We start from the raw sequence: 23,639 nt of genomic DNA on the forward strand, positions 1-23,639 counted from the left end.
GTGTTCTAACGCCAAAGGCCCCGGCGGGGAAGCCGCTTGCCGCGGGACGCGCGCCGGTCAGCCCGCCGGACTGGCGCGGCTGCGCGGCCTGCGGGTGGGGGCGGCGTTGGAAGTTGGGGCCGTGGGCGGGCTGCGGAAGGTAACGAGCACCGCATCGCCCGGCAGATGCTTCAGATGCAGCCGCAGGGCGCGGCCATCTTTGCGCCGGATCATGCCGTCAAGGGGGTCACGGCGTTCGGGCCTTTGCAACCAGCGCTCCACCTCGGGCCAGAGGGGGTCCGGGGTGGACTGCGCGCGCCAGGCGGCGCAGATGGTGCCGATGCGGTGCAGCGTCAGGCTTTCAGAAATGTTCTGATGCCAGAGACGGTCATAGGCGCTGTTCGACAAAAGCACATCCCCTGAGGCGGAAAAGACGATTACGGCCTCTTCCATGGCGTCCAGAACCGACTGACCAAGCGCGAGATCCGTGCGCAGGCGGCGCGAGCGGCTGACCTCATGGCTGATGTCGTGGATCAGCAGGGTGATGGCCCCGGGTGCCGGGCTGTGACCGGCGACCTGAAAGGTCTGCCCGTCCGGCAGCGGCCAGATTTCTTCATAGCCGAGCGCCTCTTCGCTGCCGATTGACGCGATGCGCGCGCGCCATGCCGGATAGTCGCGCGGCTCGGGCAGCATATTGCGATGGCGCAACTCATCGAGCAGCACCGAAAGCCGGGGCCGTGCGGCCAGAAATTCCACCGGAAGCGTGGTCAGATCTGCCAGCGCGGGGTTGAACAGCCGCAACTCCCCGGAGGGTGCGAAGACCGCAAGGCCGATAGGCAGGCCCGCGAAGGTCAGCGCGAGGGTCCGCACAAAGGCGTTCATCGCATCTTCACCCTCAGGGCTTTCCTCGGCAGGCAGAGCGAGGCGCACCGGGGGCCCTGGCACAGCAAGGCGGCGCAGCCGCCATCGGCGTGCGCCCGTGCCACTGCCCACCGTCAGCAGGGCACCGTCTTTGCTGCCCGGGGGAATGACCGGGGGCGGCGGCCAGCCGCGCCGCGCTGCAGGCCGCTCGCGGATATGCTCGGGCAGGAGGGAATCATAGGCGGAATTGACGCTGGTCACGATCCCTTCGCGCGGATCTTCGGACCAAAGCGGGAGGGGCAGGGCCTCGATGATGGCGCGCAGCCGCGCCAGTTCGCTGTCGCGCAGCCGGGCGGCGGCGGCATCAGCGTGCTGGCACTGCGCCGCCTCAGGAGACACAAGCGTGAGATGCTGCAATCCGCTGCGCCATTCGCCGCGCAGCACCAGGCCGCTGTCGGCGGCGGGGCCGATCTGCACAACGCCTGCGGATTTCAGATCCTGCAGCGGGGATGCCTCATCCCCGTAACTGCTTTTGGCCCAGGCAAAAAAACGGTGCCAGTCCCCCGGCCCCCCGGGTGGCAGCGCTGCAAGAAACGCACGGCCCGCCGCCGTGGCGTCGAGTATCCGGTCACCATCAAAGAGGAGCGTCATCCCGCCCCCTTCCGCGTTATGGGGCGGGGTGCGGGGGCGGCGGGGCAGGGCGTATAACCCCGCGCAGCCCAGAACGAGCATCGACAGGAGAAATCCCGCCAGACCGAGATAGGGTAAATACTCAGCAATCATGGGCCATCCTGAAGTCTGAACGCTCAGGATGGCGCTGAATGATTAAGTTGAGATTAACTCACACCTTACACCCCAGGATTGTTTCGGTTCTCGCCAAGGCCACCGCTTTTGGTGCCTGAGATTGCCGCAAGAGACCAGACCAGCTCAACAATCGCGCCCGAACGCTCGGGGCGCTCATGCTGATCAAGAAAGGGATCGCCGCCATTGCGGAAGGTGATCGTCGCACCGGAGCGCTCAAGCAGGGTCTTGGCGATGAAGAGGCCGAGGCCCATCCCGTCATAGCCCGGACGCGGCTTCACCTCATCGGGACGCGCGCGCAGGAAGGGATCGCCGATGCGGCCCAGCAGATGCACAGGATAGCCCGGGCCATCATCAATCACCCGCACGATCAGATGCTCATCGGTCCAGTGACCGTCGATCCAGACCGTTGAGGCCGAGAAATCCACCGCGTTCTGAATAAGATTGCGCAGCCCGTGAATCACCTCAGCGGCCCGGCGGATGACGGGTTGCTTTCCATCGCTGCCATCGGCGGGGCGCAGATCGAAAATCAGCTGACGCCCGCGGTCCATATGGGGCTCTGCCGCCTCATGCAAAAGGCTGTCGAGCGGGGCCTGGCGCAGGTGCAGATCATCTTTGCCAGCCCGCCCCATGGAGTGCAGAATGTCGCGGCAGCGGTCGGCCTGGTCGCGGATCAGCTCTGCATCCTCGCGCAGGGTGTTCAGATTTTCGTGATCGGACAGCTCATCAATCAGCTCGGCGCTGACCAGTTTGATGGTGGCCAGCGGCGTGCCAAGCTCATGAGCGTAAGCCGCGACGACACCGCCCAGATCGGTTAGTTTCTGCTCTCGGGAGAGCGCCATTTGGGTTGCCATCAGGGCGCTGGCCATATTGCGGATCTCAGCAGACACGCGGTGGGTGTAAACAGAGATAAAAATCGTCGTGATCAAAATGCCGAGGAGGTAGCCGTAGCTGAGCAGCGGCGGAATGGTGATGACCTCTCCGCTGCTATACATCAGCGGCAGGCTGAAGACCGAGGCGCAGACGGCAGCGATCAAGGTGGCGATACAGATTGTCGTTGCAGATCCGCGCCTTAAGCCGGTCGCGGCAATGGCCACCGGGGCCACCATCAGCAGCGCAAAGGGATTGGTCGTGCCCCCCGTCAGCGCCAGAAGAACCGCCAGCTGCACCAGATCAAACAGCAAAAGCGAGCGCAGCTCTTTTGTGCTGAGCCGGTAGCTGACCGGCAGCAGCGTCGAGGTCAGCAGGTTCGACAGCACCAGCGCCCCGATGGTCACCGCACAGGCAAACAGCGGCAGCGCCAGATCGAGCCAGAGCGTCACCGTGAGGATCGCCCCGATCTGGCCCGCAACGGCCGTCCAGCGCACCAGGATAACGGTCCGCATCCGTACCCAGGTGCTGTCCCCGCTGAGGAATTCTGCGTCCGGCTGGACGTGTGGCATTGACATGAAAAGACCCCGGTCGCTTCTGGAGTTGTTGTCTGTCCCGGGTCCGGGGCGTAAAAGGCCGACTTTCCTGCCCGGGCGCAGGGTCGAGTATATACGGAGATTGATCTTCATGACCAGGGTCTATGCCGCAGTTGCGGTGGGTGCTGTGGCCGCGCTGCTCGGCGGAACGGCTTGGTATGTTTCCGCGCGCAACAGCGCGGATCCTTTTGCGCCCTGCCGCAGTTCCGTCGTGGCCGGTGGCTCAGGTGCGATCGGCGGGCCGTTCACGCTGATTGATCAGACCGGGACCAGTGTCACGGAAAAAGATGTGCTGACGAAACCGTCGCTGGTCTATTTCGGTTACACCTTCTGCCCGGATGTCTGTCCGGTCGACACGGTGCGCAATGCGGAGGTGATCGATATCCTGGATGAGATGGGCCATGATGTGACCCCGGTCTTCGTAACCGTGGACCCGGGCCGTGACACGCCTGAGGTGCTGGCCGATTATGCGGAACATATTCATCCGAAGATGATCGGCCTGACCGGCTCTCCCGAGCAGATCGCTGCTGCGGCGAAGGCTTACCGCGTGGTCTATCAGGCGGAAGAAAAAAAGGACGACTATTATCTGGTCGGCCATATGACATTTACCTATCTCATGGACCCGGAGAAGGGTTTCCTTGACTTCTTCCGCCGCGAAATTCCTGCGGACCAGATGGCGACTCAGGTCGCCTGCTTTCTGGAAAATTCCTGAGTAAGTGCCGGCTGCCCCTGAGCCGGCCTGTGTGATGTATTTCGGGGTGTGATGTAAACGGAGGGACTGATGTCCGATTTCGATCCTGCCGATCTTGGCGAAGACCGTTCACTGCTTCTTGTTGATGATGATGAAGCATTTGTAAAACGCCTGGCCCGCGCCATGGAAAAGCGCGGCTTCCTGCCCGAAACTGCCGAAAGCGTGGCGGCCGGAAAGGCCATCGCGCTGAGCCGCGCGCCCGCCTATGCGGTCGTCGACCTGCGCCTTGAAGACGGCAATGGTCTGGATGTGGTTGAGGCTCTGCGTGAGCAGCGCCCGGATTGCCGCATCGTGGTGCTGACCGGCTATGGCGCAATTGCCACCGCCGTTGCTGCGGTCAAAATCGGCGCCATTGATTATCTGTCAAAGCCGGCCGATGCGAATGACGTGATGAATGCGCTTCTCGCAAATCCCGATGCCCTGCCGCCGCCGCCGGAAAATCCGATGTCCGCCGACCGCGTCCGCTGGGAGCATATTCAGCGGGTTTACGAACAATGCGACCGCAATGTTTCTGAAACAGCCCGCAGGTTGAATATGCACCGCCGTACTCTTCAAAGAATTCTTGCAAAAAGAAGCCCGAAGTAAGGAACCATAAATACTTCTGTGCGTAATTCAGCCTGATGGGAGATCGGGCTGGATTTCTAATTAAATATCCCATATGCCCGTCAGTCATGTCGTTTTAAACGACAGCATAATTTTTAAGTAACCGGATTTACCGGGGGGTCGTATGGAACTTGATCTGAACACACTGTCTTTGCGCGAACTGAAAGATCTGCAGGTTCGTGTGAACCGCGCAGTGGTGACTTATGAAGACCGCCGCAAAAAAGAAGCCCTCGCTGAGCTGGAAGATAAAGCCCGCCAGCTTGGTTTCAGCCTGAATGAACTGCTGTCGGGTCAGCCGCAGCGCGCAACCCGTGCCCGCACGGGCGGTGGCGCGGCGAAATTCGCCAATCCGCTTAATCCGGCTGAAACCTGGACCGGGCGCGGCCGCAAGCCGAAGTGGTTTACCGAAGCTCTGGCTATGGGCCAGACTCCGGATGAAATGGCAGTTCCGGAAGCCTGATTTTATAATCTGAGATATCAGAAGGGGCCGGTTATCCGGCCCTTTTTATTTTATCGAACGGTTGAAATTTAAAAGATAATCATAGCTGCTCACCATTATCTCCAGGGCTCTGTGCATTTTTAGAAAAGGGACTGTGCGTTTGCGGAGATGTCAATCGGACATCCCGACCCCATATCAGCGGAGATCAGAACAGGGAGATTGCAATGTCAGTGGAATTTGCGCTCGATACTTTCGGGGATGTTACCCGCGGTCCGGATGGGCGCATTTTGTCGCAGCCCGAAGTTTTGCGCAATGTCGTGGCTGAAGCGGTGCTCGCCGATCAGGTTGGCATTGATTATATTGGCCTCGGGGAACACCACCGCGATGATTTCGCGATTTCCTCCCCGGAAGTGATCCTCGGCGCAATTGCGGGCCAGACCTCACGCATTCGGCTGGGCACGGCGGTCACCGTTCTGTCGACCGATGATCCTGTCCGTCTTTTCCAGCGGTTCTCCACGCTCGATGCCATCTCGAATGGCCGGGCTGAGGTGATCCTGGGCCGGGGCTCGTTTACGGAAAGTTATCCGCTCTTCGGTTATGAGCTGCAGGATTACGAGAAACTCTTTGAGGAGAAGCTGGACCTTTTCATGCGCCTCGTGCGGGAAAAGAAAGTCAACTGGAAGGGTGAAACCCGCAGTCCGCTGAAAAACACCACCGTCTATCCGCCCCTTTCGGAAAAGGGGCTGAAAGTCTGGGTCGGTGTGGGCGGCAGCCCGGAATCTGTGGTGCGTGCGGTGCGGCATGATATCCCGCTGATGCTGGCGATCATCGGGGGCGACCCGCGGCGTTTTCAGCCGTTTGCCGATCTTTACCGCAATGCGGCCGGTCAGATGGATCAGAAAGTGCAGCCGATCGGGGTTCACAGCCCCGGCCATATCGCACCCACCGACGAAGAGGCGGTGGAGCAGGCCTGGGCCGGTTATGAAACGCTGCGCGGCCGCCTTGGGCGGGAGCGTGGCTGGGGGCCGCCTTCGAAGCGTGAATTCCTGGCCGAAGTGGCCAGCGGCTCGATGTATGTCGGCTCGCCCGAGACGGTGGCAAAGAAGATCGCGGGCACGGTGAAGGCGCTTGGGCTGTCGCGCTTTGAGATGAAATATTCGCAGGGCACGCTGTCGCATGAGGCGATGATGCGCTCGATTGAGCTTTATGGCACGCAGGTCATTCCCCGCGTGCGTGAATTGATCGCCGCATAAGGACAAGGCCGCCGGATCAACCGGCGGCCTTTTTCGTCAGCTCTGGTAGTAATCCTTCAACTGCACCCGCAGATCCTTTTTCGAGATCTTTCCGGTCGCGGTCAGGGGAATGCTTTCCACAAAGACCACATCATCGGGCAATTGCCATTTCGGCATCCGCGCGGCCATCACTTCCAAAATCGCCTCGGGCGTCACCTCAGAGCCCGGCGCGCGGATCACCGCCAGCAGCGGGCGCTCATCCCATCTGGGGTGCGGCACGGCGACGGCGGCGGCCATGGCGACGCCCGCACAGGCGATCGCGGCATTCTCCAGATCGATCGAAGAGATCCATTCGCCGCCCGATTTGATCAGATCTTTGGTGCGGTCGACGATGGTCAGCTGCCCCTCGGGGCTGATCCGCGCCACATCGCCGGTGCGAAACCAGCCCTCGGCGTCAAACGCTTTGGCAGAGGCTGCGGGGGCGTCATAATAGGCGGAAATCACGCCATGACCGCGCACCAGAAGCTCTCCGGTGGCCTGATCGTCATGGGGCAGGATCTGGCCCTCTTCATCGACAATGCGGATCTCGACGCCAAAGGTGCGCTTGCCCTGGGGGGTGGCTTCGGCGATCCGCTCTGCGGGATCCTGAGAGGGGGTCGGGCGGGTGATGGTGCCGATCGGGCTCATCTCGGTCATGCCCCAGGCATGCAGCGCCCGCACATTGAAGGCGTCAAAACTGCCGATCATCGCCGGAGCCAGGGCCGAGCCGCCGATATAGAGAACCTCCAGCCCTGCGGGTTTACGCCCCGCTTTGCGCATCTCCTCCAGCAGTCCGGCCCAGACGGTCGGCACCCCCCAGGAGGCGGTCACCCCGGTCTCCTCCATCAGCGAAAAGACCGAAGCTCCGTCCAGTTTCGGCCCCGGAAACACGATATCCGTCCCGGTCAGCGGCGCGGTATAGGGCAGGCCCCAGGCATTGACGTGAAAAAGCGGCACTACCGGCATGACGCGGCGGCCCTGGCCGAAGCTGTCGGGCGCGGCCAGCGCCGTGGACATGGCATGCAGTATCGTGGAGCGGTGCGAGTAAAGCGCGGCCTTGGGGTCGCCGGTGGTGCCGGAGGTATAGCACATGGCAACCGCCGTCGCCTCGGGCACTTCGGTCCAGGCGGAGAGTTCCTCTGCACCCGCGATCAGCGTCTCAAAGGCGGTGGCGCCAGGCATCACGGGGGTGTCGCTGAGGCTGTAGAGTTTGATCCCCGCGGGCATCTGCGGATGCAGGCTCGCCACCAGATCATTGAAAGTGGTGTCAAAAAACAGCGCCTGGTCTTTGGCGTGGTTCATGATCCAGGAGATCTGTTCGGGAAAGAGCCGCGGGTTGATGGTGTGGCAGACAGCCCCGATCCCCGCGATGGCGTAATAAAGCTCAAAATGGCGATAGCCGTTCCAGGCCAGCGTCGCGATGCGGTCGCCCGGACCAAAGCCCTGGGCCTGCAGCGCCGAGGCGAGACGGCGGATCCGGACACGGGCCTCACGGATGGTGTAGCTGTGCAGATCCCCCTCAACCCGGGCAGAGGTGATCCTGAGCCCGGGCGTCACCTCGGCGGCATAATCGAGGATCGCCGGGATCGACAGTTCACGGTGCATCATCAGCCCGCACATCGGTGCGGCCAGGCCTTCGGTCTTCATCGTCTCTCTCCCCTTCCACCGCTGTCTGCGGCGGTCTTCACGCAAAGCCGCTCCGTTCCGGAGCCCTCCCGGCCGGGGGGGATGGTGCACGAACCGCCCCCCGAATGTCCATAATTTTCCCTGCTTTGCTTAAATTCCGGGCGTCTGGCCGCGAAAGACTGGCGGCCTCTGCCGCGCTTTTCTATAGCTCAGCCTGCGGACGTTTCCGCCGGCGGCCCGTCCGGGCCCGCCTGAGTTCAGGACCCGAGGATATCCCATGATCCAGCGCATCAACATCGGCCCGCGTATGTCAGAGGCCGTCATCTATAACGGCACCGTCTGGCTGGCCGGTCAAATCGGCGAAGGCGTCACCGTCGCCGAGCAGACCCGCGACGTTCTTCGCCAGATTGACGCGCTGCTGGCCGAAGTCGGAACCTCGAAAGAGAACATCCTTCAGGCGATCATCTGGCTGGCCGATATGGCTGATTTCGCTGAGATGAACTCGGCCTGGGATGAGTGGGTGCCGCAGGGCCATACCCCGGCGCGCGCCACCGGCGAAGCGAAGCTCGCTGCGGATAAATACAAAGTTGAGATCATCATCACCGCGGCTGTCCCGGCGAAATGATTTTGCACCCGGCCGTGCCCCCTTCAGGTGGCGCGGCCGGGGCTCACGGAAAATTTTGATCAAAATTCTTGCCAGAGCGTCGCGGCCCCCCCAGGCTTGGGCGCAGCAGGAGTTTTCATCATGTCGCGCATCACCAATCATCTGCCCACCGCTGAGCTGCAGGCGCTTGACGCCGCGCATCACATGCATCCCTTCACCGCCGGCGCGCAGCTTGCCGAAAAGGGCGCGCGCGTCATTACCCGCGCGAAGGGCATCTTTCTGACCGACAGCGAAGGCCATGAGATCCTTGATGCCATGGCGGGCCTTTGGTGCGTGAACATCGGCTATGGCCGCGAAGAAATGGCCGAAGTGGCCGCCGCCCAGGTGCGCGAACTCAGCTATTACAACACCTTCTTTCAGACCACCCATGTGCCGGCCATCGCTTTGGCTGCGAAAATGGCCGAACTGGCGCCGGGGGATCTGAACCATGTGTTTTTCGCAGGCTCCGGCTCAGAGGCCAATGACACCAATATCCGTCTGGTGCGGCAGTATTGGGCGCGCAAAGGCCAGCCCGAGCGGCGGGTGATCCTGTCGCGCTGGAACGGCTATCACGGCTCTTCCATGGGCAGCGGCAGTCTGGGCGGCATGAAGCCCATTCATGCGCAGGGCGGCATGCCGATCCCGGATATTCACCACATCGGCCAGCCCGACTGGTGGTCGGAAGGCGGGGAGATGTCGCCCGAAGACTTCGGCCTGATGCGCGCCCGCGCCCTTGAAGCGAAGATCAAAGAGATCGGCCCCGGGCGCGTTGCGGCCTTTATCGGAGAGCCGGTGCAGGGCGCGGGCGGTGTGATCATCCCTCCCGCCAGCTATTGGCCGGAAATCCAGCGCATCTGTGACGATTACGGCATCCTTTTGATCGCGGATGAGGTCATCACCGGCTTTGGCCGCACCGGGCAGTGGTTTGGCAGTGAGGCCATGGGGATCCGCCCTCATATCATGACCGTCGCCAAGGGGCTCTCGTCGGGCTATGCGCCGATTGGCGGCTCGATCATCTGCGATGAAGTGGCCGATGTGATCGCGGGGGATGAGTTTAACCACGGCTATACCTATTCGGGCCATCCCCTGGCCGCGGCCCTCGCGCTGGAGAACCTGCGGATCCTGGAGGAGGAGCGGGTGGTGGAGCATGTCCGCAATACCGCAAACCCCTATCTTGCGGTAAAATGGGCGCAGCTGACCGATCACCCCATGGTGGGAGAGGCGAAGCTCTGCGGGCTCATGGGCTCCATCGCGCTGACGCCGGATAAATCCCGCCGCGCGGCTTTTGCCGCCGGAGAGGGCAAGGTCGGCTACCTCACGCGTGAGCGCTGCTTTGCCAATAATCTCGTCATGCGCCATGTCGGGGATCGCATGATCATCGCCCCGCCGCTGGTGATCACCACCGATGAGATTGATCTGCTGATCGCGCGGGCTTGGACCTCGCTGGATGAGGCGATGGCAAAGGCGAAGGCGGAAGGGCTGTGGCAGGCGGCATGAGCGCGGTCACACCGCAGCATGATCTGGCCAGAAAACGCCTGCGCGAGGCGCTCTTTGAGGGGCGTCTTGCACCAGGTCAGGCGGTGACGGTGGCGGCCCTTGCCGCAGAGCTCGGCCTTGGCACCATGCCGGTGCGCGAGGCGCTGCGCCAGGTGACCGCCGAAGGGGGCTTTGAGGCCTCTGCGACGCGACGTCTCAGCGTGCCGGATCTGACTTCCGCGCAGCTGACCGCCCTGATCCGCGCCCGTGCGCTGCTGGAGCCTGAGGCGGCCGTCGCGGCGCTGCCCCATATCAGCGCGGGCCTGCTGACAGAGCTTGCCCGGGTCGATGCGGCGCTCTCTGACGCGATCCGTCAGGGCGACCGCGCGGGCTATATGCGGCTGAATTTCCGTTTTCATTTCAGCCTTTACCGCGCTGATCCCGGCTCTGTCCTGGTGCCTTTGGTTGAGAGCCTCTGGCTGAAAACCGGGCCGCATATGTCGCGGCTCTTTGACCGCGCGCCCGGCTTTCTGCGCGAAGACCGCCACCAGCAGGCGCTTGGCGCGATCCGGCGTGGCACCCCTGATGCCCTGCGCGCGGCCATCGCCGGGGATATATCGGACGCCCTTGAAGCACTCTCTCTGGTTCCCGCTTTACCGTGAAGGGGCGCACCCCTTTTGCAGACCGCCCCTCTCGGCTATATATCATGACATCCTGAGAGAATGAGGCACTGGTGATGACTGAGACCTGGACCATGAGCACCCCGCCGGATGACCCGGATGGTGGTTCTGATGCATCCGTCGTCACAAAGACCAGACCGAAAACCCAGCGGCCGCCGATGTATAAGGTGATGCTGCTGAATGATGATTATACCCCGATGGAATTCGTGGTGCATGTTCTTGAGCGCTATTTCGGCATGACCCATGCCGAGGCCTTTGAGATCATGCTGACGGTCCACAAAAAGGGCCTCGCGGTGGTCGGGGTTTACAGCTTTGAAGTGGCGGAGACCAAGGTCGCCCAGGTGATGGAGGCCGCGCGCCGCCATCAGCATCCGCTTCAGTGCACGATGGAAAAGGAATAGGGCCGGAGGCCCGCTCATGCGTTCTGAACGACTGACTGCCGCGCTTAACAGCGGTGTTTTCGCCTGGCCCGACGCGGGCCGTACCCTGATCCTGCGCCCGCGGGGTGAGGATCATTTTGATGACATTGAGGCGTCCCGCCTGCAGGTGGTCACCGGCTTCCGCCCTGATTTTAATGCTTTTTCTGCCCGCGGCATCCCGGTCTCGGCAGAGGTGGAGGGCGCGTTCGCAGCCGCGCTGGTCTGCCTGCCCCGTGCGCGGGAGTTGTCGCGCGCCATGCTGGTTCAGGCTGTGGCCGCGCTGCCGGAAGGCGCGCCTGTCTGGGTCGATGGCCAGAAGACCGACGGCATTGAATCGCTGCTGAAGGACCTGAAGCTTGCCGGGCTTGCGCCGGGCGAGGCCTGGTCCAAGGCGCATGGCAAACTGTTCATGTTCCGCGCAGCCCCGCTGCCGCAGGACTGGGCGGCGCAGGATCGTCAGGTTGACGGCTTCACCACCCGTCCGGGCGTCTTCTCGGCGGATGGCATCGATCGCGGCTCGGCCCTGCTGGCGAAGGCATTGCCGGAAAAGCTGCACAGCCGTGTGGCTGATTTCGGCGCGGGCTGGGGCTATCTCACGTCGGAGATTCTCAAGCGCCCCGGCGTGCAGGAAGTCCATCTGATCGAGGCTGAGGCCGAGGCGCTGGACTGCGCGCGGCGCAATATCACCGATCCGCGCGCGCAGTTTCACTGGGCCGATGCGACGGGCTTTAAGGCCGACGTTCCCTTCGGCGTCATCGTCTGCAACCCGCCCTTCCACACGGCGCGTGAAGCCGATCCGAAACTCGGGATCGCGTTTTTGCAGGCGGCGGCGCGCAATCTGACCACCTCAGGCACGCTGTGGCTGGTGGCCAATAAACAGCTTCCCTATGAGCCGGAACTGCAAAAGCTCTTCCGCGAGGTTGAGATGATCGGCGGCGACAACAGCTTCCGTCTGTGGCGTGCATCGCGGCCCATTCAGGCGCGCGGCGCAAAATGAGCCTCTCTGTCGCTGGCAAAGTCGCGATTGTGACGGGGTCGGCGCATGGCATCGGGCGGGCAATCGCCCGCCACCTTGCCGATCGCGGCGCGCGGGTGATGTGCGCCGATTTTGACGAAAAGGGCCTCATCGCTGAGCTTGGCGAAGAGGCTTACTCAGAGGGTCCGGTGCGCTGGTTCGCCGCTGATCTTCGCAAAAAACTCAGCATTTCCAATCTGATGTCCGCCACGGTCGATGCCTTTGACCGGATTGATATTGTGGTGAACGCAAGCCGCGCCACCGCGCAGTCCGATCCTTTGTCGCCCGAGGGGGACCTGGTCGAAGAGATGCTCGCGCAAAACCTGATGACGGCGCTGCGCGTGAGCCAGATGGCGGCGCGGCGGATGATCGATCAGGCCGGCGCGCTTTCGGATGACAGCGCACCGGCGGGCACCATCATCAACCTCTCGTCGGTGACCGCCCGCGCGACCCGGCCCGAGCTTCTGGGCTATTCCATCGCCTGCGCGGCCGTCGAGCAGATGACCCGCTCGCTGGCCCTGGCGCTGGCGCCGTCGCGGATCCGGGTGAACTGCGTGGCCCCGGGGTCGGTGATGTCGGCGAGCCTTCAGGCCGGTCTGAAGGCCGATCCGGCCTGGCGCGAAGATATTCTGGCAGGCACACCGCTGGGCCGGATCGCCGCCCCCTCAGAGCTGGCAGAGGTGGTGCAGTTTCTGGCTTCAGATGCCTCGGCCTTTATGACCGGGCAGGTCCTGACGCTGGATGGCGGACGCAGCTTACTGGATGTGGTGGCAGCACCGGGGCACTGAGGCGACTTTGGCCGCGATTATTCCGGAAACTGCGCTTTGCAGGCCGCGATGACCGGGGCCGCGCCCGCCTGCAGGCTGCGATGCTTGCGCTGCATGGAGACCAGTTTGGCGCGCTCGGCATCAAGGTTGACGGAAACCGGGCGGGTCTCGGTATCCGGCACCGGCCGCCAGCACATGCGCGGCTGCGGGGCCTCTCCCTCTTTGCGCGGGCGGTGCCAGCCGCAGTTTTCCCAGCTCATCCGGGTGGTCTCAACCTCGACCAGGGCATAGCCGCGGCTGAGGGTGGCCTCAGATTCGGCGATCAGGCTGTTGAGGGTGCGCAGATCCTCAGTGCCGCTGCGGATGCAGCGCTCCTGCGGGGTGCCGCAGGCTGCAAGCAGGGCGGGCAGGGCAAGAAGCGCGAAGCAGGCGAAACGGCGGGTCATGGCGAAACCTTTGGGAGATGTTGGCCGGAGTGTGCGGCTGCGCTGCGGCACTGTAAAGGGTGCCGCGGTCAATTTTGCAGGCGCGGCGGGCGGACGCAGGCCCACAGGGATAGCGGCGCGGGGGCGGGGCTGCTAAACCCGGCCTCAGCAAAGCCCCGGGGGATTTCTCATGACCGCATCTGTTTCTGACCTGCCGTCCGACACGGCTGAGGCGCAAAAAGCGCAGGCCGCTGCCTGGTTTCGCAACCTGCGTGACCGCATTGTGGCGGCCTTTGAAGATCTGGAGGACCGCCATACGGAGGGTCCCGGATCCGAGCTGCCGGCGGGTCGCTTTGAAGTGACGCCCACCACCCGCGCCAATGACGGCGGCGGCGGCATCATGAGCGTGATGCGCGGCGGCCGGGTCTTTGAGAAGGTCGGGGTGAACTGGTCGCAGGTGCATGGCACTTTGCAGCCGCGCGCGCAAAAGGCCATGGCGGCCCGCGGTGTGCCGGGGATGGCCGAAGATCCGCGGTTCTGGGCCAGCGGGATTTCTTTGGTGGCGCATATGCGCAACCCCAATGCGCCGGCGGTGCATATGAACACCCGGATGTTCTGGACCCCCCATGCCTGGTGGTTCGGCGGCGGCGCGGATCTTAATCCGGCGCTGGAATTCGCTGAGGATACCGCGCATTTCCACGCTGAGATGAAACGCGCCTGTGACGCCCATGATGCGGGCTATTACGACCGCTTTAAGCCTTGGGCGGATGAGTATTTCTTTATCCCGCACCGGGGCCGGGCGCGCGGAGTGGGCGGGATCTTCTTTGATGATCTGAATACCGGTGACTGGGAGGGCGATTTTGCCTTTACCCGCGCGGTGGGCGAGGCCTTCCTGCCGGCTTTTGTGCCGCTGGCTGATCGTCGCCGTGAGATGCCTTTTGGTGAGGGCGAGCGTGAGGCGCAGCTGGTGCATCGCGGGCTCTATGCGGAATATAACCTTGTTTATGATCGCGGCACGAAGTTCGGTCTGGAGACCGGGCATGATGCCAATGCGGTGCTGATGTCGCTGCCGCCGCTGGCGAAATGGATCTGAGGCGCTTTTGTGGGGAGCGCCGGGGGCTTCGCGCCCCCGGACCCCCGCGGAGTATTTTGAAAAAGCCAAAATCAGGCGGGGTCTGCGGCAGGTGTTCTTGAGCATGGACCGGGGGGGCGGCTTGGGCTAATCCTTGCGGCAAATGCTCTGGCTGCAGGAAATATCATGTCGTCTCATGCCACGCCCGTTCCGATGACCGCGCAGCGCTCTGGCCCTCTGAGGGGGGTGGCGCAGGTGCCCGGGGATAAGTCGATCAGCCATCGTGCGCTGATCCTGGGGGCCATGGCCATTGGCGAGACGCGGATCACCGGGCTGCTGGAGGGCGAGGATGTCATCGATACCGCCAAGGCCATGCGCGCTTTCGGGGCGCAGGTGGAGCGTGTCGGTGAGGGCGAGTGGGTCGTGAATGGCGTGGGCGTCGGTGGGTTTTCCGAGCCTGCGGATGTGATTGACTGCGGCAATTCCGGCACCGGGGTGCGGCTGATCATGGGGGCCATGGCCACCACCGGGATCACGGCGACCTTTACCGGGGATGGCTCGCTGCGCAAGCGGCCGATGAAGCGGGTGACCGAGCCGCTGGCGCTGTTTGGCGTGCAGAGCGTCGGGCGTTCGGGTGGGCGGTTGCCGATGACCCTCGTGGGGGCAGCCGAGCCGCTGGCGGTGAGCTATGAGGTGCCGGTGCCTTCGGCGCAGGTGAAATCGGCGGTGCTGCTGGCGGGTTTGAATGCGCCGGGCGAGACGGTGGTGATTGAGCGCGAGCCGACGCGGGATCACTCGGAGCGGATGCTGGCGGGGTTTGGGGCTGAGATCAGCACCGAGGTGCGCGCGGATGGGGCGCGGGTGATCCGTCTGCAGGGACGGCCGGAGCTGAAGCCCCAGGCCGTGGCGGTGCCGCGCGATCCGTCATCGGCGGCCTTTCCGGTCTGCGCGGCGCTTTTGGTGCCGGGATCTGATATTCTGGTGCCGGGGGTGTCGCGCAACCCGACGCGGGACGGGCTGTTCCTGACGCTGATTGAGATGGGCGCGGATATCACCTTTGAGAACCCTCGCGAAGAGGGCGGTGAGCCGGTGGCGGATCTGCGGGTGCGCTATGCGGGGGCGCTGACGGGGATTGAGACGCCGGAGGAGCGGGCGGCCTCGATGATTGATGAGTTTCCGGTGCTTTCGGTCGTTGCGGCCTGTGCCACGGGTCGGACCATCATGCGCGGGGTGAAAGAGCTGCGCGTGAAGGAGAGCGACCGGATTGATGCCATGGCGCGCGGTCTTGAGGCCTGTGGGGTGACGATTGAGGAAGATGAGGACACGCTGATCGTTCATGGCATGGGCGAGGGCGGTGTGCCGGGCGGGGCCACCTGCGCCACCCATCTCGATCACCGGATTGCCATGTCGTTTCTGGTGCTGGGGCTGGCCTCGCAGCAGCCGGTTTCGGTGGATGACGGCGCGCCGATTGCCACCTCTTTCCCGGTGTTTGAGCCGCTGATGGCGGAGTTGGGCGCAAAGATCACCCGGGGTGGAGAGTAACCGATGAGCCGTTTCTGGAGCCCTGCCGTTCACGGTCTTGAGCCCTATGTGCCGGGTGAGCAACCCAAAGGGCAGAGCTTTATCAAGCTCAATACCAACGAAAATCCCTATGGCCCTTCGCCGAGGGCCCTTGCGGCCATGGCCGGGGCGGGGGGCGAGGCGCTGCGGCTTTATCCCGATCCGGTGGCGGCGGATCTGCGCCGGGTGATCGGCGAGGCCTTCGGGCTGGGTGCGGATCATGTCTTTGCGGGCAATGGCTCGGACGAGGTTCTGGGCCATGCTTTTGCGGCGTTTTTCCGCGATAAGGGGCCGGTACTTTTTGCCGATGTGACCTATAGTTTCTATCCGGTCTGGTGTGATCTGCATGGCATTCCTTACCGCCGTGTTGCGACCGATGCCGATTTCAACATCGAGGTCGCGGATTATGCCGGCCCCTGTGGCGGGGTGATCCTGGCCAATCCCAATGCGCCGACCGGCATCGCTCTGCCGCTGAGTGAGGTGGAGCGCCTGCTGCGCCAGCACCCCGATGTCGTGGTGCTGGTGGATGAGGCCTATGTCGATTTCGGCGCCGAGTCTGCGGCTTCGCTGATTGCGAAATACGACAACCTGCTGGTGGTGCAGACGCTGTCGAAGTCGCGCAGTCTGGCGGGGCTGCGGGTGGGCTTTGCGCTTGGTCAGCCGCATCTGATTGAGGGGCTGGTACGGATCAAGGACAGCTTCAACAGCTATCCGCTGGGCCGGGTGGCCCTGGCGGGGGCGACTGCGGCCATCGAGGACCGCGCCTGGTTTGAGCAGACCCGTGCGCGGGTCATGGCGGATCGTGATGCCATGGCCGGGGGGCTGCAGGCTCTGGGATTTAAGGTTTTGCCGTCGCAGACCAATTTCCTCTTTGCGTCTCATCCCGGGCGGGATGCGGCGGATCTGCTGGCCGAACTGCGGCAGCGTGGGATTCTGGTGCGCCACTTCCGCTCGGAAAAGATCCGCGACTGGCTGCGGATCTCGGTCGGCACGGCAGAGGAATGTCAGGCGCTGGTCACAGCTATGGGTGGGATCCTGGCTGGTAAAGACAAATAAAAAGCCGGGGGAGACCCCGGCTTTTCAGATGTCACACCGTTCTGCCCGGAGGGGCTGCACGGCTTACGGGTTGCGCACGCGCACGGCGCCGGTGCCACCCAGGGCTGCGCCTGCAACTGCGCCCACAGGGCCTGCAATCACGGCGCCGGTTGCCGCGCCGGTTGTGGCACGGGTGGCAGTGTTTGGCCCGCAGGCCGCAAGCGCGAGGGTCATCGCGCAGAAAACTCCGGTCAGGGCACGGGTCATGGCAGCTCTCCTGGACTGACTTTGAATTGCAGAAGTAACGCCGCACCCCACCCTGACGGTTCCGAAAAAACTGAGAGGCCGGTCAGGGCCTCTCAGGGGATGGGCTTAGTAAACCACGACTGCGCGGATCGATTCGCCTTTGTGCATCAGATCAAAGGCCTCGTTGATGCGCTCAAGCGGCAGGGTGTGGGTGATCATCGAATCGATCTCGATCTTGCCGTCCATGTACCAGTCGACAATGCCCGGAACATCGGTACGCCCGCGTGCGCCGCCAAAGGCGGTGCCTTTCCAGACACGGCCGGTGACCAGCTGGAACGGACGGGTCTGGATTTCAGCACCCGCGGGGGCCACGCCGATCACGATGGACTGACCCCAGCCGCGGTGGGTGCACTCCAGCGCATCGCGCATCACCTGCACATTGCCGGTGCAGTCGAAGGAGTAATCCGCGCCGCCGATCTGATCGAAGGGGGTCTTCGTCAGATCCACGATATGCTGCACGATTGAGCCGTCGATCTTTTTGGGGTTCACAAAGTGGGTCATGCCGAATTTGCGGCCCCAGTCTTCTTTGCTGTCGTTCAGATCGACGCCGATGATCATATCGGCTCCGGCCATTTTCAGGCCCTGAATGACGTTGAGGCCAATGCCGCCAAGGCCAAAGATCACGGCTTTCGCGCCGATCTCAACTTTCGCGGTGTTCAGCACAGCGCCGATGCCGGTGGTCACACCGCAGCCGACGTAGCAGACTTTCTCAAAGGGCGCGTCCTCACGGATTTTCGCCAGCGCAATCTCGGGGACCACGGTGTGGTTCGCGAAGGTCGAGCAGCCCATGTAGTGATGGATCGGGGTGCCATCGAGCATCGAGAAGCGGGTGGTGCCGTCCGGCAGCAGGCCCGCCCCCTGGGTCGAGCGGATCGAGGTGCAGAGGTTCGTCTTGCGCGAGAGGCAGGAGGGGCATTCGCGGCACTCGGGGGTGTAAAGCGGGATCACGTGGTCGCCGGGCTTCAGCGTGGTGACGCCTTCGCCGACTTCGATCACCACGCCCGCGCCTTCATGGCCGAGGATCGCCGGGAAGATACCTTCCGGGTCCGCGCCCGACAGGGTGAATTCATCGGTATGGCAGATGCCGGTGGCTTTAATCTCAACCAGAACCTCGCCCTTCTTCGGACGCTCAAGGTTCACCTCCATAATTTCCAACGGCTTACCGGGGGCAACGGCAACGGCGGCGCGGGTGCGGATCATGGGTTTACTCCTATAAAAACGTCAAAGTGTACGGGCAGGGGCGACAGGCCGGGGAAGTCGTGGCAGTCTGATCTGCAGCCTGCCGGGGTAATGATCCGGAACCCCGGCGCGATGCAACAGAGGAGAACGGATTTTGCACAGGAAACTGAAGCTGCTGCCGATCGTGGCAGTTCTGGCGCTTGCGGGCTGCGTAGAGCAGCAGTTGGCCACCCCCGGCCCGATCAAAATCGATGACTGTGGTGCGGCGGGCTATGGCGGGCTGGTGGGCACACCGCTCAGCCGGTTCAATCCCGCACAGGTGAAAAGCCCGGTGCGCGTGCTGGCACCGGGGTCGGTCATGACGATGGATTTCCGCAGCGAGCGTCTGAACATCGAGCATAATGAGCGCGGCACCATCACCCGCATTTACTGCGGCTGAGGCCCTGGTCAGCGGGCCCCGCTCAGGGGCCTGCTGCTGCGGTTACTTGCTCAGCCGATAGGCCTCATGGCAGGATTTGCAGCTGGCCCCGACGGGACCAAGGCTGCCCTTCAGCCCGTCGAGCGAGGCGGTGTTCAGCGCCTCAGCGGCGGTGACCAGGCTTTCGGCTTTCGTGCTGAAATCGTCAAACTTTTCCCAGATCGCGGGCGCGGCTTCGGTCACCGGGTCGGTTTCAGGCGCCTGAAAGGCCGGCACGATCGTGGCGGCGGCGGCGGCCATTGCGGTCTTTGCCTCTGTCGCGCGGGCCGCATCGAAGGTGGCTTTGCCCGAGGCCATATCGCCCAGCGTGGCCATGCCGCCGCGGATCACCTGCATAACATCCATCCGCGCTTTGACCGTCGGATTGGTTACGCCCTCTTTGGCAAAAGCAGGAAGCGCCAGCAGCACAAGGCTGAGGGCGCAGATCCGGGTGAGAGTCTTCATAGGTCTGAACTCCACGCATAAAGCTGCGCAAAACCTGCGCTGCGCGGCAGTCTGACATGCAAAAGCCCCTTCTGCGAAGGGGCTTTTAATCACAGCTTTGTCAAAATCATGAACGGCTCAGACGACAATAAATCCGCCGCGCTCGGGGTCGTATTGCTCAAGAGAGCCTTCCCCGATTGAGGTCCAGAGCCCGTGCAGCGTCAGCTCTTCGGCTTCAACCGCGGCGCGTACGAAAGGAAAGCTCATCAGATTTTCAAGGCTGACCAGCACGGCCTGCTTTTCCAGCGCGTCGATCTGCTCGGCCTCAGGCAGATGGGTCACGCGTTCATAGCCCGGGCGCAGGATGTCCATCCAGCGGCCCACGAAGCTCGATTTTTCCTCAAGTGCCGGGGCATGGCCCGAGCACATATCGTGACAGCCCTTCACGCCGCCGCAGTTCGAATGCGCCAGCACCACAACATGCGCAACCTTCAGCGCGGTCACGGCATATTCCAGCGCGGCCGAGGTGCCGTGATGATTGCCGTCATCGGTGAAGGGCGGCACCAGGGCGGCGATATTGCGGTGAATGAAGAATTCGCCCTCATCGGCGCCGAAGATCGAGGTCACATGGACCCGGCTGTCGCAGCAGGAAATGACCATCGCCCTCGGGTGCTGTCCCCCCGCCGCCAGACGCTTGTACCAGGCCTTGTTGTCCTGCCAGGCGGTGGCACGCCAGCCGTGGAAACGCTGGACGAGATAGGTCGGAAGCAGTTTCGCTGTCATCGGAGTTCCTCTTGATGCCCCTGAGATACTGCCGCAGCCCGAAAAATTCGAGTGATTTTTGGGGGTGGGTCTCATCATTCATTCAACTTTACAGCGGCACACTGTCACGGGTGATGGTGAAAACACATGGGTGTGGCTGTGGCGGGCGGTGAAATTATCCGGCTGAGGATGCGGGAACGGCTTTTGCCTGACCCGGTCTGGGCCGGTCCGGCGGAAATTATGCGCAATGCGTTTCCGGACGGTTATGAAGAGTTGCAGGCCCTGGCGCGGGCCATGCTGCGGTGCTGGCTGCGTGAGGATTTTCGCGGTTTTGATGCGGGGCTCAGACGGGTGATGCGACTGGCCCCCGATCTGGGGCTGGCGCCGATTGCGCGCGTGGCCGCCGATGTGCGGCGCTGTCTGCATCTGCAGGACGGCACGGCGCTGGCCTCGACCTGGGCGCGATTGTCGCGGCTTCTTGATCAGGCCTCGGACTGGCACGACTGAGGCTTGCAGGCCCGCGCCAATCGGCTCACTCTGGGCGGGCCTGCAACCGGAGTGTTCTCATGCCCGAAACCCGCCTCAGCTTTGCCCCTGCCGGAACCCCGGTGCGTCCGCTGTTTCTTGTGACGCCGGAAGGGCTTGCAACGTTTCTGGCGGGTCAGCCAAACGCGGCTCAGGCCTGGCTTTCCGCGCAGGGTTTCAGCGCGGGCTTCGGCGATCCGATCCTGCTGCCGGGGGAAGACGGGCAGATCAGCGGCGCAGTCCTGGGCCTGGGCGATGCAAGGGCCCGCGCGCGCAGCCGTTTTGCCGTGGCCCGCGCGGCCGCGCGGCTGCCCGCAGGCGCCTGGCGGCTGGAGGGCGATCTGACGCCCGAGGACCGCGATGAGGCCGCCCTCGGCTGGCTGCTCGCAGGTTACCGCTTTGATCGCTACCGCGCGGCAAAGCGCCCCGCGGCGCAGCTTCTGGCCCCCGAAGGGGTTGATGCCGCCCGCCTTGAGCTGATCGCCAATGCCGAGGCGCTGACCCGCGATCTCATCAATACCCCCGCCTCCGACATGGGACCCGATGAGCTGGAGGCCGCCTTCCGCGCCCTCGCCTTCGCCCATGGCGCCGGTGTGTCCGTCATCACGGGTGACGAGCTTCTGGCGCAGAATTTCCCGATGATTCATGCGGTTGGCCGTGCCAGCCCGCGCGCACCACGGCTTCTGGATCTTCGTTGGGGGCAGGAGGGGCCGCAGGTCACGCTGGTCGGCAAGGGCGTCTGCTTTGACACCGGCGGGCTTGATCTGAAGCCCTCATCGGGCATGCTGAATATGAAAAAGGACATGGGCGGTGCGGCGACCGTCATGGGCCTTGCGCAGATGATCATGGGCGCGGGGCTGAAACTGCGGCTGCGCGTTCTGGTCCCGGCGGTCGAAAATGCGGTCTCCGGCAACAGCTTCCGTCCGCGTGATATTCTGACCGCCCGCAATGGCCTGACGGTGGAGGTGAACAACACCGATGCCGAAGGCCGCCTGGTGCTGGCCGATGCGCTTGCGCTGGCGGTTGAGGACACTCCCGATCTGCTGATCTCTATGGCCACGCTGACGGGGGCCGCGCGGGTGGCGCTTGGCCCCGATCTGCCGCCCTTCTACACCGATTGCGGGGATCTGGCGGCAAGTCTTTCAGCCGCATCGAAAAAGACCCGCGACCCGCTCTGGCAGATGCCCTTCTGGGAGGCCTATGAGCCGATGATTGAGCCCGGGATCGCCGATCTCGACAATGCGCCCTCGGGGGGGATGGCAGGCTCGATCACCGCAGCCCTTTTCCTGCGCCGCTTTGCGGGGGCCACGCGCTACGCCCATTTCGACATCTTCTGTCATCAGCCCGCGGATGCGCCTGCCCGCCCGAAAGGGGGCATCGGGCAGGGTGCGCGGGCGCTCTTTGAAGCTCTTCCTGACCTTGTGAAAGTCTGACCAGTGGACCGCCGTCTGACGCCGTTTTCCGGCACCAAAGCCCATATCTCGCTGCTTGGCAAAGTAGAGGCCCAGGCCTTTACCGAGGGCCATCCCGCCCGCCTGATCGCCGGGGTGACCGATCTTCTGAAAGCCCCCGGCGGCGCGCGCGACCGTCAGGTCCTTTACGGCGAGCGCGTCCTTGTGATCGACCAGCACGAGGGCCTGGCCTTTGTGATGGCCGATAAAGACGGCTTCTGCGGCTGGCTGCCCGAGGCGGCTTTGGGCCACGATCATCCGGTCACCCACCGGGTGAAAACCGGCTTCAGCCAGCTTTATGAAGGCCCGAAAGCACAGGCCCGCGATCTGGTGGCGCTGCCCTTTTCGGCCCTGGTTCAGGTGCTGGAGGAAGAGGGGAAATTCGCCCGCACGCCACAGGGTTACGTCCCGCTCGCCCATCTGGAGCCGGTGGAGACCCTGGCCTCTGACCCGGTAAAAGTGGCGGAAGGCTTCCTTGGCACCCCCTATCTCTGGGGCGGCAACAGCCGGGCGGGGATCGACTGCTCGGGTCTGGCCCAGGCGGCGATGCTGGCCTGCGGCACGCCCTGTCCGGGCGACAGCGATCTGCAGGCCATGGCCGGCACCGAGGTCGCAGCCCGGGACCTGCGCCCCGGTGATCTGGTCTTCTGGAAAGGCCATGTGGCGCTGGTCTCAGGCCCCGATGAGATCATCCACGCCACCGGCGCCTATATGGGCTGCGTGCGCGAAAAGCTGTCCGCCGCAGAAGCGCGGATCCTCTCAGAGGGCTATGGCCCCATCACGCACCGCCGCCGCCTCTCGAACCGCTGAGCCCGCGCAGATAGTGCCGCAGCACTTTTTCCAGCCGTGCGCCCCCCTGCGGGGCCACGGCTTTCGTCTGCTCATGTGAAATGACCTCCTTCGCATTCAGACCCGCGCCCATATTGGTGATGACCGAGACCGCCCCCACCTTCAGCCCCAGAAACCGCGCGAGGATCACTTCGGGCACCGTCGACATCCCCACAGCATCTGAGCCAAGGATCTTCGCCGCCCGGATCTCTGCCGGGGTCTCAAAATTCGGCCCCGAGAACCAGCAGTAAACCCCGCCCGGCAGCGCCACCCCCGCCGCCTTCGCCGCGCGCTGCAGATCGCGGCGCAGCCCAGGGTCATAGGCATCGACCATATTCACAAAGCGCGCCTCTGACTCTTCCCCGATCAGCGGCGAGCGGCCTTTCAGATTGATGTGATCTTCAATCAGCATCAGGTCTCCCGGCGCAATATCCTCGCGAAGCGAGCCCGCCGCATTGGTCAGGATCACCCGATCCGCCCCAAGCGCCTTCAGCACCTCCAGCGGACGACGCATAATATTGGCGCGGCCCTCTTCATAATAATGCGCGCGCCCGCCGAAAATCGCGACTGAAACCCCCTCCAGCTCCCCGATCACCAGCCGCGGCGAATGCCCCGATACGCCGGTCGCCGGAAAGCCCGGCAGGCTGGAATAGGGGATCGCCACCCCCTCCGCGGCCTCCGCCAGATGTCCGAGCCCCGATCCGAGGATCAGCCCCAGTTCCACCCTTCGGCCGCCGCTGCGCTGGTCAATGATCGCAAGGGTCTGGTCCACAGCCACGCCTCCTGTGCAGGTCACGG

The 23,639-nt window shown here is 63.6% G+C and carries 26 protein-coding genes; 17 read left to right on the plus strand and 9 right to left on the minus strand.

What is annotated here, in order from left to right; translation table 11 throughout:
• Nucleotides 1–57: 57 nt before the first annotated feature.
• Together EG244_RS02910 and regB are read right to left on the minus strand one after the other, a co-directional pair.
• Nucleotides 58–1,623, minus strand: a complete 1,566-nt coding sequence (locus tag EG244_RS02910; protein ID WP_124963514.1) for a nitrogen regulation protein NR(II) — start codon at nt 1,621–1,623, stop codon at nt 58–60.
• Nucleotides 1,624–1,688: 65 nt separating this feature from the next.
• On the minus strand, nt 1,689–3,089 hold the full coding sequence (gene regB / locus EG244_RS02915; RefSeq protein WP_124963515.1) for a sensor histidine kinase RegB: 1,401 nt from the start codon (nt 3,087–3,089) through the stop codon (nt 1,689–1,691).
• A gap of 109 nt (nt 3,090–3,198) precedes the next feature.
• Here regB and EG244_RS02920 point away from each other — a divergent pair, with 109 nt between their 5' ends.
• From EG244_RS02920 to EG244_RS02935, 4 genes are all read left to right on the plus strand, one after another.
• Nucleotides 3,199–3,819, plus strand: a complete 621-nt coding sequence (locus EG244_RS02920; protein ID WP_124963516.1) for an SCO family protein — start codon at nt 3,199–3,201, stop codon at nt 3,817–3,819.
• A 69-nt stretch (nt 3,820–3,888) separates the two neighbouring features.
• Nucleotides 3,889–4,443 (plus strand): ActR/PrrA/RegA family redox response regulator transcription factor, encoded by a 555-nt coding sequence (locus EG244_RS02925; RefSeq protein ID WP_124963517.1) that lies wholly within the window; start codon nt 3,889–3,891, stop codon nt 4,441–4,443.
• A 142-nt stretch (nt 4,444–4,585) separates the two neighbouring features.
• Nucleotides 4,586–4,921: an H-NS histone family protein gene (locus EG244_RS02930; RefSeq protein ID WP_124963518.1), complete on the plus strand. Its 336-nt coding sequence runs from the start codon at nt 4,586–4,588 to the stop codon at nt 4,919–4,921.
• 203 nt (nt 4,922–5,124) lie between these two features.
• Nucleotides 5,125–6,153, plus strand: a complete 1,029-nt coding sequence (locus tag EG244_RS02935; protein WP_199737748.1) for an LLM class flavin-dependent oxidoreductase — start codon at nt 5,125–5,127, stop codon at nt 6,151–6,153.
• A 36-nt stretch (nt 6,154–6,189) separates the two neighbouring features.
• On the opposite strand, the gene EG244_RS02940 is transcribed toward EG244_RS02935, so the two are convergent.
• Nucleotides 6,190–7,818: a long-chain fatty acid--CoA ligase gene (locus tag EG244_RS02940; RefSeq protein WP_233588900.1), complete on the minus strand. Its 1,629-nt coding sequence runs from the start codon at nt 7,816–7,818 to the stop codon at nt 6,190–6,192.
• A 256-nt stretch (nt 7,819–8,074) separates the two neighbouring features.
• Here EG244_RS02940 and EG244_RS02945 point away from each other — a divergent pair, with 256 nt between their 5' ends.
• The 6 genes from EG244_RS02945 (at nt 8,075) to EG244_RS02970 (ending at nt 12,818) form a co-directional block, all read left to right on the plus strand.
• On the plus strand, nt 8,075–8,422 hold the full coding sequence (locus tag EG244_RS02945) for a RidA family protein (RefSeq protein ID WP_124963520.1): 348 nt from the start codon (nt 8,075–8,077) through the stop codon (nt 8,420–8,422).
• Nucleotides 8,423–8,542: 120 nt separating this feature from the next.
• Nucleotides 8,543–9,937: an aspartate aminotransferase family protein gene (locus EG244_RS02950; protein WP_124963521.1), complete on the plus strand. Its 1,395-nt coding sequence runs from the start codon at nt 8,543–8,545 to the stop codon at nt 9,935–9,937.
• A complete protein-coding gene (locus EG244_RS02955) occupies nt 9,934–10,578 on the plus strand; it encodes a GntR family transcriptional regulator (RefSeq protein WP_124963522.1) in 645 nt (214 codons plus the stop codon). Before EG244_RS02950 ends, EG244_RS02955 begins: the two co-directional genes overlap by 4 nt.
• 74 nt (nt 10,579–10,652) lie before the next feature.
• Nucleotides 10,653–10,997, plus strand: coding sequence for an ATP-dependent Clp protease adapter ClpS (clpS, locus tag EG244_RS02960; RefSeq protein ID WP_199737750.1), 345 nt, complete (start codon nt 10,653–10,655; stop codon nt 10,995–10,997).
• A 16-nt stretch (nt 10,998–11,013) separates the two neighbouring features.
• A complete protein-coding gene (locus EG244_RS02965; protein ID WP_124963523.1) occupies nt 11,014–12,012 on the plus strand; it encodes a class I SAM-dependent methyltransferase in 999 nt (332 codons plus the stop codon).
• Nucleotides 12,009–12,818, plus strand: coding sequence for an SDR family NAD(P)-dependent oxidoreductase (locus tag EG244_RS02970; RefSeq protein ID WP_124963524.1), 810 nt, complete (start codon nt 12,009–12,011; stop codon nt 12,816–12,818). The genes EG244_RS02965 and EG244_RS02970 overlap by 4 nt, the downstream gene beginning before the upstream one ends.
• 17 nt (nt 12,819–12,835) lie before the next feature.
• On the opposite strand, the gene EG244_RS02975 is transcribed toward EG244_RS02970, so the two are convergent.
• Entirely contained in the window at nt 12,836–13,243 is a 408-nt protein-coding gene (locus EG244_RS02975) for a hypothetical protein (RefSeq protein WP_124963525.1), read from the minus strand.
• Nucleotides 13,244–13,412: 169 nt separating this feature from the next.
• Between EG244_RS02975 and hemF the strand changes: the two genes are divergently transcribed.
• The 3 genes from hemF to hisC all read left to right on the plus strand — a co-directional run bounded on the left by hemF (nt 13,413) and on the right by hisC (nt 16,910).
• Nucleotides 13,413–14,315 carry an oxygen-dependent coproporphyrinogen oxidase gene (gene hemF / locus EG244_RS02980; RefSeq protein ID WP_124963526.1) on the plus strand — a complete coding sequence of 301 codons (903 nt, stop codon included), beginning with the start codon at nt 13,413–13,415 and terminating at the stop codon, nt 14,313–14,315.
• Between the two features lie 165 nt (nt 14,316–14,480).
• Nucleotides 14,481–15,836 carry a 3-phosphoshikimate 1-carboxyvinyltransferase gene (gene aroA, locus EG244_RS02985; protein ID WP_124963527.1) on the plus strand — a complete coding sequence of 452 codons (1,356 nt, stop codon included), beginning with the start codon at nt 14,481–14,483 and terminating at the stop codon, nt 15,834–15,836.
• Between the two features lie 3 nt (nt 15,837–15,839).
• Nucleotides 15,840–16,910 (plus strand): histidinol-phosphate transaminase, encoded by a 1,071-nt coding sequence (gene hisC / locus EG244_RS02990; RefSeq protein WP_124963528.1) that lies wholly within the window; start codon nt 15,840–15,842, stop codon nt 16,908–16,910.
• A gap of 63 nt (nt 16,911–16,973) precedes the next feature.
• Here the strand turns inward: hisC and EG244_RS02995 are convergent, their stop codons facing one another.
• Together EG244_RS02995 and EG244_RS03000 are read right to left on the minus strand one after the other, a co-directional pair.
• Nucleotides 16,974–17,156, minus strand: coding sequence for a hypothetical protein (locus EG244_RS02995; RefSeq protein ID WP_124963529.1), 183 nt, complete (start codon nt 17,154–17,156; stop codon nt 16,974–16,976).
• A 105-nt stretch (nt 17,157–17,261) separates the two neighbouring features.
• Nucleotides 17,262–18,392, minus strand: a complete 1,131-nt coding sequence (locus tag EG244_RS03000; RefSeq protein WP_124963585.1) for an S-(hydroxymethyl)glutathione dehydrogenase/class III alcohol dehydrogenase — start codon at nt 18,390–18,392, stop codon at nt 17,262–17,264.
• 136 nt (nt 18,393–18,528) lie between these two features.
• Here EG244_RS03000 and EG244_RS03005 point away from each other — a divergent pair, with 136 nt between their 5' ends.
• Nucleotides 18,529–18,813, plus strand: a complete 285-nt coding sequence (locus EG244_RS03005; RefSeq protein WP_158617225.1) for an I78 family peptidase inhibitor — start codon at nt 18,529–18,531, stop codon at nt 18,811–18,813.
• 42 nt (nt 18,814–18,855) lie between these two features.
• Here the strand turns inward: EG244_RS03005 and EG244_RS03010 are convergent, their stop codons facing one another.
• Together EG244_RS03010 and EG244_RS03015 are read right to left on the minus strand one after the other, a co-directional pair.
• Nucleotides 18,856–19,296: a c-type cytochrome gene (locus tag EG244_RS03010; protein ID WP_124963531.1), complete on the minus strand. Its 441-nt coding sequence runs from the start codon at nt 19,294–19,296 to the stop codon at nt 18,856–18,858.
• A gap of 117 nt (nt 19,297–19,413) precedes the next feature.
• Entirely contained in the window at nt 19,414–20,058 is a 645-nt protein-coding gene (locus tag EG244_RS03015) for a carbonic anhydrase (protein WP_124963532.1), read from the minus strand.
• Between the two features lie 126 nt (nt 20,059–20,184).
• Between EG244_RS03015 and EG244_RS03020 the strand changes: the two genes are divergently transcribed.
• The 3 genes from EG244_RS03020 to EG244_RS03030 are packed head-to-tail and all read left to right on the plus strand — an operon-like array spanning nt 20,185 to nt 22,823.
• Nucleotides 20,185–20,544 (plus strand): hypothetical protein, encoded by a 360-nt coding sequence (locus EG244_RS03020; RefSeq protein ID WP_124963533.1) that lies wholly within the window; start codon nt 20,185–20,187, stop codon nt 20,542–20,544.
• A gap of 59 nt (nt 20,545–20,603) precedes the next feature.
• A complete protein-coding gene (locus EG244_RS03025; protein ID WP_124963534.1) occupies nt 20,604–21,995 on the plus strand; it encodes a leucyl aminopeptidase family protein in 1,392 nt (463 codons plus the stop codon).
• A 3-nt stretch (nt 21,996–21,998) separates the two neighbouring features.
• Nucleotides 21,999–22,823: a C40 family peptidase gene (locus tag EG244_RS03030; RefSeq protein ID WP_124963535.1), complete on the plus strand. Its 825-nt coding sequence runs from the start codon at nt 21,999–22,001 to the stop codon at nt 22,821–22,823.
• Here EG244_RS03030 and EG244_RS03035 read toward each other — a convergent pair.
• On the minus strand, nt 22,792–23,613 hold the full coding sequence (locus EG244_RS03035; RefSeq protein ID WP_407644024.1) for a purine-nucleoside phosphorylase: 822 nt from the start codon (nt 23,611–23,613) through the stop codon (nt 22,792–22,794). The two genes, EG244_RS03030 and EG244_RS03035, sit on opposite strands and share 32 nt — an antisense overlap.
• Nucleotides 23,614–23,639: the final 26 nt, after the last annotated feature.

The organism is Falsigemmobacter faecalis, from assembly GCF_003863335.1.
GTDB classification, from domain to species: Bacteria; Pseudomonadota; Alphaproteobacteria; order Rhodobacterales; family Rhodobacteraceae; genus Wagnerdoeblera; species Wagnerdoeblera faecalis.

Bases quoted from the DNA above. Each gene is read 5' to 3' on its own strand.
- EG244_RS02910 (WP_124963514.1), bottom strand. From the start codon at position 1,623: ATGATTGCTGAGTATTTACCCTATCTCGGTCTGGCGGGATTTCTCCTG.
- regB (WP_124963515.1), bottom strand. From the start codon at position 3,089: ATGTCAATGCCACACGTCCAGCCGGACGCAGAATTCCTCAGCGGGGAC.
- EG244_RS02920 (WP_124963516.1), top strand. From the start codon at position 3,199: ATGACCAGGGTCTATGCCGCAGTTGCGGTGGGTGCTGTGGCCGCGCTG.
- EG244_RS02925 (WP_124963517.1), top strand. From the start codon at position 3,889: ATGTCCGATTTCGATCCTGCCGATCTTGGCGAAGACCGTTCACTGCTT.
- EG244_RS02930 (WP_124963518.1), top strand. From the start codon at position 4,586: ATGGAACTTGATCTGAACACACTGTCTTTGCGCGAACTGAAAGATCTG.
- EG244_RS02935 (WP_199737748.1), top strand. From the start codon at position 5,125: ATGTCAGTGGAATTTGCGCTCGATACTTTCGGGGATGTTACCCGCGGT.
- EG244_RS02940 (WP_233588900.1), bottom strand. From the start codon at position 7,818: ATGAAGACCGAAGGCCTGGCCGCACCGATGTGCGGGCTGATGATGCAC.
- EG244_RS02945 (WP_124963520.1), top strand. From the start codon at position 8,075: ATGATCCAGCGCATCAACATCGGCCCGCGTATGTCAGAGGCCGTCATC.
- EG244_RS02950 (WP_124963521.1), top strand. From the start codon at position 8,543: ATGTCGCGCATCACCAATCATCTGCCCACCGCTGAGCTGCAGGCGCTT.
- EG244_RS02955 (WP_124963522.1), top strand. From the start codon at position 9,934: ATGAGCGCGGTCACACCGCAGCATGATCTGGCCAGAAAACGCCTGCGC.
- clpS (WP_199737750.1), top strand. From the start codon at position 10,653: ATGACTGAGACCTGGACCATGAGCACCCCGCCGGATGACCCGGATGGT.
- EG244_RS02965 (WP_124963523.1), top strand. From the start codon at position 11,014: ATGCGTTCTGAACGACTGACTGCCGCGCTTAACAGCGGTGTTTTCGCC.
- EG244_RS02970 (WP_124963524.1), top strand. From the start codon at position 12,009: ATGAGCCTCTCTGTCGCTGGCAAAGTCGCGATTGTGACGGGGTCGGCG.
- EG244_RS02975 (WP_124963525.1), bottom strand. From the start codon at position 13,243: ATGACCCGCCGTTTCGCCTGCTTCGCGCTTCTTGCCCTGCCCGCCCTG.
- hemF (WP_124963526.1), top strand. From the start codon at position 13,413: ATGACCGCATCTGTTTCTGACCTGCCGTCCGACACGGCTGAGGCGCAA.
- aroA (WP_124963527.1), top strand. From the start codon at position 14,481: ATGTCGTCTCATGCCACGCCCGTTCCGATGACCGCGCAGCGCTCTGGC.
- hisC (WP_124963528.1), top strand. From the start codon at position 15,840: ATGAGCCGTTTCTGGAGCCCTGCCGTTCACGGTCTTGAGCCCTATGTG.
- EG244_RS02995 (WP_124963529.1), bottom strand. From the start codon at position 17,156: ATGACCCGTGCCCTGACCGGAGTTTTCTGCGCGATGACCCTCGCGCTT.
- EG244_RS03010 (WP_124963531.1), bottom strand. From the start codon at position 19,296: ATGAAGACTCTCACCCGGATCTGCGCCCTCAGCCTTGTGCTGCTGGCG.
- EG244_RS03015 (WP_124963532.1), bottom strand. From the start codon at position 20,058: ATGACAGCGAAACTGCTTCCGACCTATCTCGTCCAGCGTTTCCACGGC.
- EG244_RS03020 (WP_124963533.1), top strand. From the start codon at position 20,185: ATGGGTGTGGCTGTGGCGGGCGGTGAAATTATCCGGCTGAGGATGCGG.
- EG244_RS03025 (WP_124963534.1), top strand. From the start codon at position 20,604: ATGCCCGAAACCCGCCTCAGCTTTGCCCCTGCCGGAACCCCGGTGCGT.